General features: G+C 42.8%; 11 protein-coding genes. 3 read left to right on the top strand and 8 right to left on the bottom strand.

Annotated elements, in window-relative coordinates; genetic code table 11:
- Window positions 1-143 precede the first annotated feature (143 nt).
- Window positions 144-1175 carry an exo-alpha-sialidase gene (locus tag JWR61_RS15705; protein ID WP_301928700.1) on the bottom strand — a complete coding sequence of 344 codons (1032 nt, stop codon included), beginning with the start codon at window positions 1173-1175 and terminating at the stop codon, window positions 144-146.
- Between the two features lie 345 nt (window positions 1176-1520).
- Here JWR61_RS15705 and JWR61_RS15700 point away from each other — a divergent pair, with 345 nt between their 5' ends.
- Entirely contained in the window at window positions 1521-2387 is an 867-nt protein-coding gene (locus tag JWR61_RS15700) for an AraC family transcriptional regulator (RefSeq protein WP_301928699.1), read from the top strand.
- A 33-nt stretch (window positions 2388-2420) separates the two neighbouring features.
- On the opposite strand, the gene JWR61_RS15695 is transcribed toward JWR61_RS15700, so the two are convergent.
- The 6 genes from JWR61_RS15695 to JWR61_RS15670 all read right to left on the bottom strand — a co-directional run bounded on the left by JWR61_RS15695 (window position 2421) and on the right by JWR61_RS15670 (window position 14211).
- Window positions 2421-4577 (bottom strand): glycoside hydrolase family 3 C-terminal domain-containing protein, encoded by a 2157-nt coding sequence (locus JWR61_RS15695; RefSeq protein ID WP_301928698.1) that lies wholly within the window; start codon window positions 4575-4577, stop codon window positions 2421-2423.
- A 34-nt stretch (window positions 4578-4611) separates the two neighbouring features.
- On the bottom strand, window positions 4612-7236 hold the full coding sequence (locus tag JWR61_RS15690) for a sugar-binding domain-containing protein (RefSeq protein ID WP_301928697.1): 2625 nt from the start codon (window positions 7234-7236) through the stop codon (window positions 4612-4614).
- Window positions 7237-7428: 192 nt separating this feature from the next.
- The gene (locus tag JWR61_RS15685; RefSeq protein WP_301928696.1) at window positions 7429-9690 is read right to left on the bottom strand and encodes a GH92 family glycosyl hydrolase; all 2262 of its coding nucleotides are present in this window, start codon (window positions 9688-9690) and stop codon (window positions 7429-7431) included.
- A gap of 48 nt (window positions 9691-9738) precedes the next feature.
- Window positions 9739-11028 (bottom strand): sugar MFS transporter, encoded by a 1290-nt coding sequence (locus tag JWR61_RS15680; RefSeq protein ID WP_301928695.1) that lies wholly within the window; start codon window positions 11026-11028, stop codon window positions 9739-9741.
- Between the two features lie 141 nt (window positions 11029-11169).
- Window positions 11170-12621 (bottom strand): alpha-L-fucosidase, encoded by a 1452-nt coding sequence (locus JWR61_RS15675; protein WP_301928694.1) that lies wholly within the window; start codon window positions 12619-12621, stop codon window positions 11170-11172.
- A 216-nt stretch (window positions 12622-12837) separates the two neighbouring features.
- A complete protein-coding gene (locus JWR61_RS15670) occupies window positions 12838-14211 on the bottom strand; it encodes an alpha-amylase family glycosyl hydrolase (protein ID WP_301928693.1) in 1374 nt (457 codons plus the stop codon).
- Between the two features lie 197 nt (window positions 14212-14408).
- Between JWR61_RS15670 and JWR61_RS15665 the strand changes: the two genes are divergently transcribed.
- Both JWR61_RS15665 and JWR61_RS15660 read left to right on the top strand, forming a co-directional pair.
- A complete protein-coding gene (locus tag JWR61_RS15665) occupies window positions 14409-14666 on the top strand; it encodes a hypothetical protein (RefSeq protein ID WP_301928692.1) in 258 nt (85 codons plus the stop codon).
- Window positions 14667-14870: 204 nt separating this feature from the next.
- On the top strand, window positions 14871-16250 hold the full coding sequence (locus JWR61_RS15660) for a PAS domain-containing sensor histidine kinase (RefSeq protein ID WP_301928691.1): 1380 nt from the start codon (window positions 14871-14873) through the stop codon (window positions 16248-16250).
- Between the two features lie 120 nt (window positions 16251-16370).
- On the opposite strand, the gene JWR61_RS15655 is transcribed toward JWR61_RS15660, so the two are convergent.
- Window positions 16371-17078: a DUF4397 domain-containing protein gene (locus tag JWR61_RS15655; protein WP_301928690.1), complete on the bottom strand. Its 708-nt coding sequence runs from the start codon at window positions 17076-17078 to the stop codon at window positions 16371-16373.
- Window positions 17079-17191: the final 113 nt, after the last annotated feature.

Raw genomic sequence — 17191 nt, 5'->3', positions numbered from 1 at the left:
TGGTGTTAATAATCGTCGCTTCAATATTATCGCTAGCTGACAAAATATTAACATTGAACGCCACCTGTTGCACTACCAGCAACACTTTAATCAAGTTCGCCTGGTAGCGCGTTACTTCTTGTGCCCCATCAATAATAAACAGCTTACTTATACGCAAGCACAACATGCTTAATATTTTTCCTATCGTATGTGTAAGTAATGTGCACCTTTCCATCAGTTGTTTCTATAATAGCTGGATAACTAAACTCTTCGCTTGTGCCATTTTCAAGCACAATAATATCTTTCCAATTCAGCCCATCTTTTGATATAGCTACATGCAGTTTTTGACGACCATTTGACCACTCTTTTCCTTTGGTTGCAGGATTGTATACAAGCATCTGCACGCCGCCTTTTAAGGTAACAGCATCAATACCTGAATTAGGATTTGGCAGCTGCGTAAGCGAAAATTTACTCCATGTTTGTCCGTTATTATTTGACCAGGACTGTACTATTTTATCCTGGTTACTTCTGCAAAGCATCTGCAGGCGTTGATGCGGATACAATAAAATAGTTGGCTGAATTACCCTGAATGCATTACCCGTGTCCACAGGAATCAACTGCCAGCTATTGCCTTTGTCAGTTGACTTTTCGATGTACACTTTCCATACATCATTTTCTTCTTTGCTTGATGGTGAGAATATCGTGCCATCCACCATCTGCACCGGTTTATTTTTTATTGGCCCCAATATTCCGGTTGCAAGCCGCTCCGGCAAACTCCATGTTACGCCGTTATCATCCGATGTTTTTACCATGCCCCACCAATTGAACGGCCTGGGGCCTTCCTTATAAAATAAAAAAAGTTTGCCGTCTTTGCTTTTGAATAAAACCGGGTTCCAGCAGGGGTAACGCAGGGTATCATTGATAATGCCATCAGCTATGACTGCAGGCGTAGTCCATTTACCATGATCGCAAGTGGCGAGCCAGATGGCAACATCTTTTTCTCCTTCGCCGGTTCCCGCAAAAAATGAAGCCATCAATTTGCCGGGAGCTACTTCCGCGATTGTCGAAGCGTGGCACTCCTGAAAGACCGGATTTTGAACAATCATTTCACTTAACAGGACCCGCCACCTGGCTTGGCCAAAAATGCTACAAAAGGCAGTAAAACAAAACGCAGTGGTTAAGAAGTACTTTGTCATTTTAAAGGATAACAATTTTTGATGAGAGGTCAAAATTTTGAGCAACAAGTACTATATTAACAAGTGGCCTTATTTCTTGAATGCCCCATTTTTATAATATATAGTTTATTTCAAAATTCTTTAATTCCCTTGATAAAGATATCGACTTTCACAAATTTTTTAAAATGTTTTTGTAACTTAGTTAACAATTTTAAAACTTTAGATGTATTTTTAGCTAAAAAAATATTTATTTGGCATAAATAATATCATCACTGGAATTCTTAACGATATTGGTATTTTTCTACCAACTAAATAGTAATAATCTGGGCAGCAAATAACTTTTCCAGCATACCAAAATTTTTTTCAATGCGGGCTTTTAAATCAGAAATATCCAATGCGCTCGACAGGCAGATTGCCATCATGGAAAGGAAATTTCCATATTTTGATTCCAAATTTCACTACCATCCAGAGCTTGAACTTATCTACATTAAAAATGGAAAAGGTAAAAGAATTATTGGCGATAAGCTGGATACGTTCTACAGCGGTGATATTTTTTTTATAGGCTCAGATTTACCGCATGAAATCATCAACGATGAAGAGTTTTCGAAACATTCAACAGAGGGGTTATCGCATGCTGTGGTAGCTTATTTTAATAAAGACGTTTTTTCCAATGGTTTTTACAATTTAAGAGAATGCAGCAAAATTAATACGCTGATAAAAAAAGCCAGCCGCGGAATTAAAGTGATGGGTAAAACCAACAAGTTTGTGGCAAAAAAAATCAATGCGCTTCTAAACAAAAAAGACTTTGAACGTATTATTGGATTGATCGAAATTCTTCACATCCTCTCTATGTCTGATGAACTGGACTATTTTGTTTGTGAAGGGTATGATAGCAAATTAAGTGATAATACCGCTGACAGGTTAACGAAGGTTTTTAACTATGTAAGTGCAAATTTTAGCGAAGACATTACTCTTGAAGCTATCGCCAAAGTAGCTAACCTTACACCGCCCGCCTTTTGCAGAATGTTTAAACAAAAAACAAAACTCTGTTTCTTCTCTTACCTTAACGAAATAAGGATTTCAAATGCCTGCAAAATACTTACTGAATCCAGTTACAATGTGTCAGAAGTAGCCTTCAATTGTGGCTACAGAACGCTGTCCAATTTCAACAAATTTTTTAAAAAATCAACCGGGTTGTCACCAAAGGCTTACCGGGAAAAGGCCTTAGCATAACAATAGGGCATTGTATTAATTACCAATAAATATTTATTTAACCGTAAAGCTTTTCTTTAAAATAAAGTCGCTGGAATTTTTGCCGATACAGATGGTATACGTGCCTTTATTGAGCTTCCATTTATGTTCCTTTAAATCCCATTTTTGTAAATCTGAAACCGGGATTTTTATGTCTGCTGTTGCTGAACTTCCCCTGGCAACCGTAACCCTTTTAAACGCTTTCAATTCTTTTACCGGCATTCTTTCCAGGTTTGGATATTCCATGTACACCTGCACCACATCATCCCCATCAAAACTGCCTGTGTTGTTGACATCAACGGCTACCCGAATGCTGTCCGTTACTTTATAAGCAGCCATTGGCCCCTGCTTCCATTTGTAGTCGAAACTGGTGTAACTTAATCCATATCCGAAAGGATATTGAACAGGGCCGTTAAAGTAGCGATAAGTGCGCCCTTTCATGGCATAATCTTTATAGTTGGGCAGATCGTTCAGCGATTGATAAAAGGTAAGTGGCAATCTTCCGGATGGATTTACATTCCCGAACAATACATCCGCCAAAGCAGCGCCACCCTGCTCACCCGGATACCAGGCGAGTATGATCGCATCAGCGTAATCATTGATGGCAGTGATGTCCACAGCGCTTCCTGCATTCACCACAACAACAATTGGCTTTTTGGAAGCTGTTCTTAGTTTTTTTAAAAAAGCTAAGTGTGCTGCAGGCAAACTCATGCTGGCCCTGTCGCCGCCTGAAGCAGATAAAAATGCATCGCCTTCTTCGCCCTCCAGCAGCGGCGTTAAGCCTACCACCGCAATCGTAATATCGCTGTTTTGCGAAACCCAAATACCGCCAAAATGCGTGGTGTCAGTGTAATCACTTCCCTGGTCGTATTGCACTACCGTGGCTGGTCCTGCGGCTTTTGTTATACCCTCTGCGACAGTTACAATGTTACCCGACATGCCGTGGTAATTGCCTACCATTGCTTCAAGCGAAGCCGAGTTGGCGCCCGTTACCAAAATGGATTCATACTTATCTTTTGACAATGGCAATACGCCATTGTTTTTAAGCAACACCAAACTTTGTTGGGCCGCTTTGCGGGATAAGGCCACGTGGTAATCATTGTGCACACTGTCTTCTGCGAACTTGCTATAAGGATTGCCCGAGGCATCATTATCAAACATTCCCAGTTTCATCTGCGTGCGCAGGATGCCGCTGAGGGCTGTGTCTACATTGGCTTCTGTTAAAAGGCCTTTGTTAATGGCGCCCATCACATCCTGCTGCAAAATGCCGCCGCACTCCAGGTTAATACCCGCTTTGATTGCTGCAGCGGCCAGTTCTTCTTTGGTAGTTTTTACCCCGGGGATATTGATGATATCTGACAAAGCACCACAATCGGTCACCATGTGTCCTTTGAAGCGCCACTCATTTTTTACAATATCCGTGATCAATGTTTTACCCGTGCAGCAAGGCTCACCGTTAACACGGTTATAAGCGCACATCACGGCTTCCACATTGGCATCTACCAGTTTTTTAAAAGAATATAAATAGGTTTCCCGAAGGTCTTTTTCATCAACAATGGCGTCAAAATTATGACGATCCACTTCCGGGCCGCTGTGTACTGCAAGGTGCTTGGCGCAAGCCGCAACTTTCAAATAATTCGCATCATTTCCCTGCAGGCCGGTTACATAAGCAGTACCCATTTTTGACGTCAGCAATGGATCTTCTCCGTAAGTTTCCTGCCCCCTGCCCCAGCGTGGATCACGAAAAATATTGATGTTGGGCGACCAGAAGGTAAGGCCCATGTACCAAAGATGACGGTTCATTTTTGCAGCCAGGTTATACTTGGCCCTGGCTTCTGTTGAAATCACGCCTGCTTCTTCTTTTAATAACTCATCATTGAAGGTGGCTGCCATACCAATGGCCTGAGGAAATACCGTGGCTTCGCCCGCTCTTGCAAGACCATGCAACGATTCGTTCCACCAGTTGTAGGCGGGTATTTTCAACCTGTCGACAGCAGGGCTTGTATTGCCAAGCATGGCAATTTTTTCCGGCAACGTGAGTGCATGCAACAAGTCTTTTACCCTTGCTTCCTTCGGTGCTTTTTCATTCCTGAATAAAGGAGTTTGCGCATTGGAGCTGTTACAAAAAACAAGTGCTATCGCAATGCCTGCTAACGGTTTTATGAGCTTCATGAATACATTTTATACTATTTTAGAATTGCCTTGTCTATTTCACATCAACCAGCTGTTCCGCTGTATTCCAACCCTGCAATGAAACCTGTGGATTGGCATTTGATGCACTGGACGTGTATTCCAGCGTAATGGTTTTTGTTTCGCCGGGCAAAACAGATATATAATTATCGCTGTAAAATACTGGGAGTATTCTTTTTTTAGTGGCAGGATTTACCAGTGAAATACGGTTAAAGAATGAGACTGGCCCGTTAGCCGGATTGCTGATGGTGACTGCGATTTTATCAGCTCCCTGTTGCTTTGCGTCGATGGTTGCTGCTGCGGGTTTTATCTGCTGCAATCCTGAATATTTTTCTTCATTGTTGGGCAGCCAGTAAAAATTATCGCTGACAATTTGCTGGTTTTTATCCAGCAATCGCAGTGATAAAAACATGCCTTTCTCTTTACGCAAACCGTCAATGGTTTCTTTGATTGGAATATAATTTTTAACCGATGTTGGCTGTGCTTCAGCAAATACCTGCGTTAGCAAATTGCCTTTTCCTTCCATGTTGTAGGTCTTAATTTCCAGCATCAGGTCGCGGACTATTTTAAAGCCATTGTTCTCAATCATCACCATACCGGTGACAGGATTGTACATCACATGTACCTGTTCCCCAGCCGTTTTTAATCCATACAAACAGGCGTTGGGGTCAAGGTAATAATCGTACATCTGCCCACGTAAAGCTGTCCAGGGATTTTGCGTTTTCCAGATGATAACACCCGTGTACCAATCCCACATGTGCGCTGAAAATCCTTCTATTAAACCACGGTACTGATCGTAATTAACCAACTGTGCTTTTAAGCCAAAATCACGCACATCTTTCACTGCTCCGTATGGAGCAATAAACTGATCGTAGCCAATGTATTTATGGTAGTCCCAAACGGAATCAGGCTTGCCCGGGTATTGCGGCGCTACCATGTTTTCTTTTGGCAGAAATCTTTCAAGGGATTCGTAATCACCTACCCCAACAGACCCAACTTCGCTGTTAAACGGAAAGGTTTTAAAACCCCAGAATGTATTGATGTTCTGAACGCCGTATGGTCCGTCGCCATTACCTCCAAGCGTATTGGCCGACATGCTGTCGCTGTTGGAATAATCATAAAAATAACGGATGCGGTCGAGCTTTGGCAAGATGGAATCTTTCAACGCTTTGAAAATATCTTCCGGTGGCGTGATCTCGTTTCCCCCGCAATAAAATGCCAGTGAAGGATGACTGCGGATCATCTTTATCTGATCTGCAAGTGATTCAAGAACGAGCGCATGATCATCCGGGTACTGGCGGCGTGTCCATTGATCTTCCTTCTTCATCGGGTCAAGCCACCTGCCATTGCAGTCGCCCGAAAACCAGAAATCCTGAAACACAAGCATGCCGTATTTATCACAGGCTTCGTAAAACTCGGGACGCTCCGTTAATGAACCTCCCCAAATGCGGATGAGGTTTAAATTCATATCGCGGTGAAAATGTATCTCCGCATCATAGCGCTCTTTTGTAAAACGCATCATGGCATCAGATACTATCCAGTTGCCCCCTCTAATAAATATCTTTTGACCATTCACGGTTGTTTCCCTGCTACCGGTATGTGCATTCCATCCTGTCTGAATTTCACGTACACCAAAGCTGATGTCTTCCTTATCCAGCAAGGCTTTTGACTTGCTGGTAAATTGTACCTGAATCTTATAAAGGGGCTGATCGCCGTAGCCGTTGGGCCACCATAATTTAGGATTCTTTAAAGTGTAATCCGGCAGTTGAAATTCAGCAGTTGCTTTTGGCTGAAGCGTGATATCCTTTTTAATGATGTTGCCATCGAGCGTGTATTGAAGTGTGCCCGCAAGCAATGTGCTGCCCGGGTTTTCAATTTCGGAACTTACTTTAATAACGGCTGGTTGCTGCGAAGATCCGGGTAAACGAACACCGGGCACCAACGTTACAACGTTTGAATTTTTGAGATTTACGCTGATGGTTTTTTTGATGGTTACTTTATCCCAGATGCCGGTGTTACGGTCCCGGATGGGTTGTATCCAGTCCCAGCCCGCTGTGTACTGGTTGGTTGCGTTCCTGGCGATTTCGCCATCACCGCCCTGGCCGCCGTTGGGATTGCCTACAACATCCGGCGGATATACGATCACAGCCAAACGGTTATTACCATCTTTTGAAAGGTAGGCTGTAATGTTATAGGTCTGCCGCAGGTACATGCCCTTGTGCATTTTTTCATTCACTTTGTGGCCGTTTACAAACACATCACAACCATAATTTACACCCCTGAAGTTTAACCATACCTGCTCATTTGCTGAGGTTACTTTTTCTTTAAAATTGTTTACAAACCAGTAGGTATAGTAGTCGCGGCCAGTTTGATAAATATCCGGAATGTACTGGTTGTTCATTCCATAAAAGGGATCGGGCACCTGCTTATTATTCAGCATGGTAGTGAGCACAGTGCCAGGCACTGTAGCGGGCAACCAGCCATTTACGGCAAAGGAAGGCTTTGAAATTTCTGTACCTGCCTGTTTGGTTGCGGCGATAGGCGAACAGAACCAGCCGGTGTTTAATTCATACTTATCCTGCGCTGTTAGCTGAACAACAAAAAACAATATGCAACATGCAGCGACGATTGATTTATTCATTAAAAAATTATTTTGGTTTTTATAATTGCTGAAGCATTTTGATTTATTGAGCCACTGCATTTGTTGTTGCTCATGGCTTTATTTGTACAAGTGAGTGACACAAGGATGCTGCTATGAAAAACAACTGCTGGTAAAAAAACATTTACTTAAACAAACAAAATTAGAGCTCTTCCAGTCCTGGAAATTATACAATCAATTATCACCCGATGCTGATGCAGGCCATGTTTCAGGGGCACTGCCAAACTGTTTATTGGGTGCCGACCCCATGGTGAAAACCAGCGTACCTCCCTTTAATAAAGTAGCATGATCTATATACGTTTTGTTGTAAGCTTTGCCGTTTAACTGCACGCTTTGAATGTAAAAATTATTGGCCGACCTGTTCTTTGCCTGCAGCAACATGGTTTTACCTGACGGCAACTGCATCTTCACTTCGTCCATCATGAGCGTACCAAAAACATACTGTCCGCTGCTGGGGTTGCCGGGATAAATGCCCATCATACTCCACACGCCCCAGGCACTCATCTGGCCGCAATCTTCATTGCCTGCATAACCGTCCGGCTGATCGCGGTACATAGAATCTACAATCATCTTCACCCGCTCCTGCGTTTTCCAGGCATCGCCGACAAAACTGTACATGTAAGCAATGTGGTGACTTGGCTCGTTGCCATGGGCGTACTGGCCAATCAATCCGCTCACGTCGGGTGATTTATTTTCGCCTTTTATTTCTGAACTAACGGTGAATAAAGAATCGAGTTTAAGGATAAATTTTTCTGTGCTGCCATGGGCTTTTGCAAGACCTGTTACATCGTGCGGCACAAAGAAAGAGTGCTGCCAGGCATTGCCTTCGGTGTACATGGCTTTCTTTTCATCATGCTCTGAAAGGTAAGGATCAAAAGGCGTTACCCACGTTCCGTCTGCATTTTTTGCACGAATAAAACCGGTGGCCGGATCAAACAAATTTTTCCAGGAGGCCGACCTTTTCATAAAGGTTTCATAGTCGGCTATTTTGCCTAATTTCTTTGCCACCTGTGCAATACACCAGTCATCATAACTGTACTCAACCGTTACCGTTACGCTGCTGCCGTATTTATCCTGCGGCACATAACCATACTGGCGGTACAAATCTGTACCCCGTATATTTTGCATGGCCGATTTTTTCATGGCCTCAAATATTTCAGCGGCGTTGATGCCTTTGATGTCTTTTAAGATGGCATCAGCCAATACGGGTATGGCATGGTAGCCGGTCATGGTATTGGTTTCCCAGGTGCTTAAATCCCAGATAGGCAACAGGCCGTTTTCTTTATAAAAAACCATCATTGTATTAATGAAATCAGGGATGCGTTTGGGTTGCGTAAGGGAGAACAAGGGATCTTCTGCACGGAAGGTATCCCACAACGAAAACTCTGTATACCGTTGCCCCTGCTGCATTTTAAGCACTTCTCCTTTTACATTCTGGTAAGTTCCATCTGCATCTGAATACAATACCGGAGCCATACAGGTGTGATATAACGCAGTATAAAAAACCTTCTTCAGTTTTTCATCTGTTGTCTTAACCTGTAATTTTTTAAGCTCGCTCTCCCACTTTGTTTCGGCTGTCGTTTTTACACTGTTGAAATTCCATCCCTTAATTTCTGACAAAGCACCAAGGGCTTTATCTGTGCTCACAGAAGAAAGCGCCACTTTCAATAAAACCGGCTTGCCCTTTAAAGATTGAAAAACCAGTTGCGCAATGCTCATGGTTCCTTTTGTTTCTTTGCCTTTTACAGATTCGGTTGCTTCGCTCAACAGCAATTCTTTTACTGGAACAGAAGTGCGTGCGGCAAAATAAATGCGCTGCACATTGGCCCAGCCTTTTGAAAAACGGTAGCCAACAATGGTTGAATCATTGAGTTGTTTGATGTAAGTTCCGGTGGGTGTATCCCAGTTGATATGAAAGCCAAGATCGAAACGCAGTACCGGTGTTGCTGTGGCAGGAAAACTATATTGATGCAGGCCGCATCTTTCGGTTGCAGTAAAAGCGGCCTGTATGCCATTGTCGAATTTTACCTGGTAAAAACCGGGGCTTGCCTTTTCATTTGCATGACTGTATTTTGCTTTATAATATTCGCCGGGCTGTAAGATGCTGGCGGCGGGCATTACAGAAATATCGCACCAGTCACCTATGCCTGTGCCGCTTAAATGCGTGTGGCTGAATCCTTGGATGCTGTCGCTGCTGTAATGATAACCGCTGCACCAGTCCCAGCCGTTTTCGCCGTTATCCGGACTTAACTGTACCATACCAAATGGCACCGATGCTCCCGGATAAGTATGGCCGTGGCCGCCGGTGCCAATAAAAGGATCAACGTATTTGGTAAGTTGTTGTGCGTTGCTGGTGACAACAAAAAAACAGGTTGCCAAAAGCAGGGGTAAATATTTTTTTTGTTTAACAGGGTTGAACCGGGATAGATACAACATATGGATATTTTGAAAAAAAGAATTGTACAAAATTATACAACAGGTATATTATTTTCTGATTTTGCTGCCGATGGCTGCATAATATAAAATAAACAGGTAAATAGGTATTAAGATGACGTAGGCATGCTGCGGACTTAGTACATCTGCCAGCCGACCATAGATTAATGGAAGTACCGCGCCCCCTGCAATGGCCATAATCAGCAACGAGGAACCTACTTTTGTAAAACGGCCTAAATCTGCAATTGCCAGCGGCCATATTGCCGGCCACATTAGGGAGTTAGCCAACCCCAGCAATGCTATAAATAATACTGAAGTATATCCCGTTGTGAGTATCGCAATGATAGAAAATACAACCCCAATGATGGCAGAGAATTTTAATGCGATGCCTTGCTTTAAATACTTTGGAATAGCGATGATACCGACAATGTATCCAACTATCATTGCGATTAAAGTGCAGGTGGTAAAGAACTTAGCTGTTGATAAGGCTATGCCCTGCGAAGCCCCGTAACTGATGATGGTATCACCGGCCAGCACTTCTGCGCCTACATATAAAAACAACGTCAGCACACCCAGCATAAGGTGCGGAAACTGGAACACACTTGTTTTGCCGCTGTTGGCTTTGGCCACCGCTTCATCTTCGTGTTCTGTATCAATTTCAGGAAGGTGAGAAAAGTTAATTGCTACGGCTAGAATTACCAGCACTACGATAATGCAGATGTATGGCATGATAACCCTTCCTGCCAGTTCATTTAATTGCACCGCTTTTTCAGCAGCCGACATGGTTAGCAAACGTTCTTTTAAAACATCCGCATTTTTTAATGTGATGGCACCTAACACAATGGGTGCGATAGAACCTGCCACTTTGTTACAGATACCCATAATGCTGATTCTTTTGGCAGCACTTTCCCTTGGACCAATGATGGTGATGTACGGATTGGAGGCAGTTTGTAAAACAGCGAGCCCGGTACCCTGAACAAATAAACCAAGCAAAAATAAACTGTATGTCCTGGTCATTGCGGCCGGAATAAAAATCAAAGCGCCTACAGCCATAACACCCAACCCCACTGCCATTCCTCTTTTAAAACCTGTTGCCTTTAACACCCGTGCAGATGGAATGGCCATTACGAAATAAGAAATGTAAAATGCGAATGCAACCAGGTAAGACTCAAAATTATTGAGCTCGCAGGCAATTTTCAGGTAAGGTATCAGCACGGAATTCAGCCAGGTGATGAACCCGAAAATAAAAAACAGGGAGCCGATAATAATAATCGGACCGTTATTTTTTGCGGGTGTAGCAAGGTTGGTTGAAGGCGTGTTCAAGGTTGCTGTATCAGCCATTTTTTTTGTTTTAGTATGCAGTTATAAAATAGTTGTAAAACATTTTCAGATGGAAGGGAATTGATCTTTAAAGATAAGGATGCTTACACTGTTTTATTATGCAAACGCTTGTCTTGTTTATTGCGGTTAATTCTCTATGGTCTACATTCTGCTGCCGGTGAATGAAAAAGCCAGTGCAGGATAGTTTTTTTTACTTTTATATACCGATTTTGGCACCAGCACATTTACTACGCCTTTTGCTATTACCCATTTCACGCTCTCACCGGTTTGCAGCCATTTCATCTTGCTTCCTTTTGCCGGCAGGTTGGTTGTCCATTGTATAGTGGCCGGAATGGGGGTTCCTTTTTGCAGGCAAACAAGGGCATATTGAGTATTGCCTGTTTTACTTTTCGTGAACCAAATATTTTTCTCGTTGTAGTAAGGAGTTGTGCGGGTGGCATAAATAGCGCTGCCATTCACTTTCATCCACTTCCCTATTTCTTCCAGTCGCTCCGTAGCGCTGTCTGGAAATGTACCGTCAGGTTTTGGTCCAACCCCTAATAATAAGCTTCCGCCCTTGGCTACCACTTCAATCAGCGTATGAATAATTTTTTCAGAAGATTTAAACTGGTCGTTCGGAACATAGCCCCAGTTATTGGCGAGCGTCAAACAACTTTCCCACGGATGATCCAATTGCTTTTCGGGAATTTTTTGTTCAGGTGTCTGGTAATTTTCGTATGGTCCATGAACTGTCCGGTCAACAATCAGTAAGCCCGGCTGTGCCGTTCTTGCCATGGCAGCAATGCGTGGCATGTCGATGTCCTGGCTCCATGCCGGTATGGCTGCACCCCAACTGCGTACTTCTTCGTTCACCGTTTCCAGCGGACGAACCCAGCCTCCATCGAGCCATAAAATATCCATAGAACCATAGTCGTGCATGAGCTCGCCGATCTGGTTATAAGTAAAGTCTTTAAATTTATTCCACCGCCAGGGGAACTTACGGATATCATAATTCGTGTTTCTATCGGGCGTTGCATATTTCGGCCACCAGAAATTCTCAGAGTGCCAGTCGGGCTTGGAAAAATAAGCGCCGATCATAAAATCATTTCTGCGAAAAGCATCAAAAACAAATTTAGCTACGTTGGCTTTGGGATTGTCTTTAAACGGACCAGCGGATATTTTGAAATCTGTTTGTTTTGTATCAAACATGTTGAAGCCATCATGGTGTTTGGTGGTAAATACCACATATTTCATCCCGGCGTCTTTACCTGCTTTTGCCCATTGATCAGGATCAAATTTTACCGGGTTAAAATCTTTTTGCAAGCCCCAGTACCAACTTTTATACTCTTCGTAATGCGACGTACTATCCCGCTCAATCCAGTCCTCGTTGCAGATAGACCATGATTCAATGATACCGGGCACGGCATACAATCCCCAGTGGATGAGCATTCCAAATTTCTGGTCCTGCCACTTGTCTAATTTTGCTTTTACTAGCGCATCTGTTGGCCACTCGTACGTTGCTGATTGAGGATGTACGTTTGGTTGCGCCTTGGCCAATAATACAACAGATAAAAAAACAGTCACAAAAAACAGCCGGTGTATTCTTCCTTTCATTGTAAAACAGGTTTTATTATTTATGGAAACAACCGCTGTAAATTGCAGACCAGAAGAAACCCCCTGATTGATCCCTTTGAGTTTTGCCTGCCTGCAATCTACACCATACAAAGGCATTAATTATAGCGGCGTCAATTTAGTCACAGGATTCATTAAAATACTGTAATAGTTAGTTGATGATAGATTTTTCCCAAATAAAAAGACTGTCCGCTGCTGTTACCTGTTTGTGGAGTTATACGTGTATACGGCGTATCCCCAGGGTTCTATCTTCCAATCTTTACCACTCAGCGGCTCCTTTATACCCATGAATACATTGTAAGGTTTTCCAAACAAGCGTTTATCTGTCACCCTTACCGTTTGCTCTGTTGATGAAAGGTTTAAAATCACCAGCACTTTGTTACTGCCCTTTTCCCGTACATAAGCATAAAGCGCTTTATCATCTCCTGCATTGATCTTTCTAAAAGCTGCATTGGCGGATAAAGCCGGATTATTTTTGCGGAGGTTCAATAAGGTTTTATAAAAAGGTGCCCGCAGATACTTGTCAAAAACGATTGGATCTTTTTCAAAGAATTCCAACGGTCGCAATACAGGCTCTTCCTGCCCGCTGTAAATTTCCGGAACACCGTTGTACATCGTTTGCGTGAACACAGCAAACGGAGCATGTACAGCACCGGGAAATACACCATAATCTGCCTTGTTCCAGCTGTTCTCATCATGATTACTGGTAAAGTACATTTGTATTTCATTTTTGGCAAAGGCAGTGTCAGCATAGTTTTTTACGCTATCCAGTGCAAAGGCCGGCCGTTCGCCGGCGGCCACTTTAATCATCATGTGAAACATATCCCATGGATACACGGCATCAAAACCACTGCGGCTCAGATAGGGTTTATCTCCTTCTGCCAGCATAAAAATATTATTGTTAATCTTCTTTAACTGGCTGATGCATTTGCTCCAGAAAGCACCAGGCACATTCCAGGCTACATCACAACGAAATCCATCAATACCTGTTTTGGCAAGCCAATATTTCATACATGCAATCATACTATCCTGCATTACCGGGTTGTTATAATCCAGTTGCCTGGTATCTGCCCAATCCACCGCTATGGCCGCATTACCATTGGCATCCTTTACAAAAAAATCGGGTTGCTCCTTTAACCAGTGATGATCGCCGCCTGTATGATTGGGCACCCAGTCGATGATTACTTTCATCCCCTTTACGTGTATTGCATTAACCAATTGCTTCCAATCGGTGATGGTGCCAAATTCAGGATTAATGGATGTATAATCGGACACGGCGTAATAACTGCCAAGAGTGCCTTTACGGTCTACCTTACTGATGGGATTGAGCGGCATAAACCAGAGTGTTTGCACACCCATTTTCTTTAACCTGTCAAGATGTTTTGCAAATGCCTTAAAAGTTCCTTCGGGCGTGTACTGGCGAATGTTGACCTCATAAATATTTCCCTGCATAATCCAGGCAGGATGTCCATTTATTTTAGCAGAAACCGCCGCAATATTGGCTGGTTGCTGAGCTTCCGCTACAGTAAAGAGCATACCACTTAGCACAAAAAGGCAAAAATATTTTTTCATTTTGAAGTACATTTTATTAAAAAGCTAAGGTAGATATTTTGAGGCTGTCAACCACCAACTAAACACCCCCATGAACCGACCCTTACAAGTAAACCCGTAGTCATCAAGGCCGGGAATTATCCGGAGCTGACTGCAACAGTCTTAAAATAGTATTGCTTTCTGGCATAGAATTTACAGCAATAGGTGAAATGTTTATTATGAAACAAGACAACAAGGACAAGACTATACAACCGGCTGAGCTTCCGCAAAGCGAAGTTTTTATTAAGAAGGAAATTTATCAGCAAAAGCAACCGGCAGATACCGGCTTGCCGTTGGATGAAGACCTGAAGGAAGAGGACAGCACTGCAAAAAATAAAAAGGAAAATGAAAAAGTTAGTAAAGAGGAAGGACTAAATGAAGCCGCATCTGATGCCACGGCCGGTGCTTTTGAAGGCTTTGAAAATCATTCCAAATAAAGCCAGGTATTCAGTGACCGTTTATTTTACCAGTTAAAATTTCTTACAGCTGATCTGCGGGTGCTTTCCGCACCTATTGCCTCCTATAAATCAAAATGAGGGGGTATGGTTTAACTTTATATCTTTATTGCACAAAGCAACCTGCTGGCAACATTGGTACCCTGTCCACAAGACCGGGCAACGTGATAAAAGATTTAGACCATTATGATTTTCAAACGCTTTTCTTTGGGACTTCTCTGGCGCATTGTGCTGATTATTCTTTTGTCCGCCGGACTTGCATACTGTTTGACACAATTGCTCCAGGCAAAAACAGAAGTGATATACTGGCTTAGTTGTGCATTGCTGTTTGGCGTTATCGTCTACCGCGGTTTTGATCTGTATTATTATTCCAATGCTACCAACCGAAAACTCGCCCGCTTTTTCGATTCTATTCAATATGATGATTTCAGCATCAAATTTTCCTCGGATAATACTTTTGGCAAAAGTTTCCAGGGCCTGAACAAGCAGTTTAATAAAGTACTGGAGGCCTTTAGAAAAATAAGGGCGGAGAACGAAGCGAGCCTTCACCTGGTTAATACGATTATTCAAAATGTACAAACAGGTTTGATGTTGTATGATCAATACGGGCGCATAGAACTCAGCAATGGCGCGGCCTGCAAGCTGCTGGGCTTTTACCGCCTTAAAAATATTGCTGAGTTAAAAACCAATCATGCGGAACTGGCAGAAAAGCTGCATGACACAACCGATAAACATTTTTTATATCAGGGCGCCAACGGCTTACAGGTATCTGTTAACATTGTTTCTATCCGGCTGGGCGGCCAGATAAAAAACCTTGTTTCGCTGCAAAACATACAGCCGGAATTGCAACAAAAAGAAGTGGAAGCCTGGCAAAATTTAACGCGGGTGCTGCGCCATGAAATTATGAATTCACTTACACCTATCTTATCCCTGATTGGAACTATGAAACATATCGTGGATACAGAATTACCCGCCACGGCCGACGACAATGGCGCCAAAGGCGATTTGCAGGAAGCGCTGCAAACCCTGGAAAGCCGTGGCATCGGTATGATCAATTTTGTAGATGGTTACCGGAGTTTTACCAGCATTCCTTCGCCTTCTTTTGCAGAGGTACAAGTAGCCCCGCTGATATTGCAGATCATGAATCTGTTACAGCCTGAAATGGTTGCGGCCCATATATCTTTTTCTGTTGAGAGCAAGGCCGGCGATGAATTGGTGCAAGCTGACCCGGAGCAACTTTCCATGGTACTTATTAATTTAATAAAAAATGCAAAAGAAGCACTGGAACATACGAAAGATGCCTTGATACACATTACTACCTATACACAAAATCAATGGGTTTTTATTGACGTTACAGATAATGGCCCCGGCATAGAACCGGAAGCCCTGGAAGATATTTTTATTCCATTCTTTACCACTAAAGAAAATGGTTCAGGCATCGGCCTTAGTTTATCCAGGCAAATTATACAGCAGCACGGTGGTACTATTAAAGTAGATTCGCAGGCAGGAAAGGGAAGCCGGTTTACAGTACAGTTAAAAATAAAAATGCCTGCTGGCAGCACATAGCTTCCGTAAAGCAAATAAGATATTGGACGTTAAGTCTATCCTGAAACTAAGCGCCTTGTACGAAAGTTGGCCTCGTTTTCACGAAGCCAACTGCGCTATTTTTTATTAATTACAGCAAAATTATTTTACCGTTCCATTATTGATGTACTTTACCTGGATAGATTTAGTAGTATCCGTTGCGCCACGTAAGCCTGTTAATAAAACCGTATAAACTTTAGACTCATCTACTGCGATTGTGCGGGTTGCGGCAACACTATCACCGTTGCTGATTTTAACATCTATATTTCCTGCACGTATTTTTGTGAAAGGAGATATAGTGCCAAAACGTGCATTGGCATTAACGATGTTGCTATCGCCGGAAGAAATAGTAACCATCGGCATATAGGCTGAATCTGCTATAGCATTAATAAACCTCACATATGCCTGGCCGGTTGAAACGGTAAGACTGTTTAAAGAATCGTTAACCAATATGTTGCGGTAATTTCCATCTTTACCCACTGTAAAAACGGAATAATACATACTGTCAACAAAATTTCCAGTGCTGGTGGCCAGGGTTGAATCATTTCCCGGATTTACAGATTTCACTTCCTGCGATCCAACGCCAACAGCCAGGTATCCCCCGGTGAATCCATTGTAATTCAGGGGTGCATTGGTGAGCCTGTTACCAGAAACAACAAAATTTACCGCATCTTTATCAGGTGCCAGGTTAAACGCCATCAGTCCCGCAGAAGGCCTCCGTATATTGTTATTGTTATCGCTTTTTTTACAGGCCGAAAACGCAACTACCATTAACAGCAAAGCTGCTGCATAACTCATTATTTTTTTCATACACAATTTAAATTTGTTGAATTAATGCATGAGAAAAAACAATGCCAGCAGTAGTAATTTTACGATTGTTTGCGTTCTGTTAACAGTTCCTTTTTATCAAGAATATAAAAAAA

This window comes from Ferruginibacter sp., assembly GCF_028288465.1.
Classification (GTDB): Bacteria; Bacteroidota; Bacteroidia; order Chitinophagales; family Chitinophagaceae; genus Ferruginibacter.
Note: the sequence above shows the minus strand (reverse complement) of the source record. Positions and strands in the feature narration are given on the sequence as shown.

Excerpts from the sequence above, each read along its gene's own strand:
- JWR61_RS15705 (WP_301928700.1), bottom strand. The coding sequence starts at position 1,175 with ATGACAAAGTACTTCTTAACCACTGCGTTTTGTTTTACTGCCTTTTGT.
- JWR61_RS15700 (WP_301928699.1), top strand. The coding sequence starts at position 1,521 with ATGCGGGCTTTTAAATCAGAAATATCCAATGCGCTCGACAGGCAGATT.
- JWR61_RS15695 (WP_301928698.1), bottom strand. The coding sequence starts at position 4,577 with ATGAAGCTCATAAAACCGTTAGCAGGCATTGCGATAGCACTTGTTTTT.
- JWR61_RS15690 (WP_301928697.1), bottom strand. The coding sequence starts at position 7,236 with ATGAATAAATCAATCGTCGCTGCATGTTGCATATTGTTTTTTGTTGTT.
- JWR61_RS15685 (WP_301928696.1), bottom strand. The coding sequence starts at position 9,690 with ATGTTGTATCTATCCCGGTTCAACCCTGTTAAACAAAAAAAATATTTA.
- JWR61_RS15680 (WP_301928695.1), bottom strand. The coding sequence starts at position 11,028 with ATGGCTGATACAGCAACCTTGAACACGCCTTCAACCAACCTTGCTACA.
- JWR61_RS15675 (WP_301928694.1), bottom strand. The coding sequence starts at position 12,621 with ATGAAAGGAAGAATACACCGGCTGTTTTTTGTGACTGTTTTTTTATCT.
- JWR61_RS15670 (WP_301928693.1), bottom strand. The coding sequence starts at position 14,211 with ATGAAAAAATATTTTTGCCTTTTTGTGCTAAGTGGTATGCTCTTTACT.
- JWR61_RS15665 (WP_301928692.1), top strand. The coding sequence starts at position 14,409 with ATGAAACAAGACAACAAGGACAAGACTATACAACCGGCTGAGCTTCCG.
- JWR61_RS15660 (WP_301928691.1), top strand. The coding sequence starts at position 14,871 with ATGATTTTCAAACGCTTTTCTTTGGGACTTCTCTGGCGCATTGTGCTG.
- JWR61_RS15655 (WP_301928690.1), bottom strand. The coding sequence starts at position 17,078 with ATGAAAAAAATAATGAGTTATGCAGCAGCTTTGCTGTTAATGGTAGTT.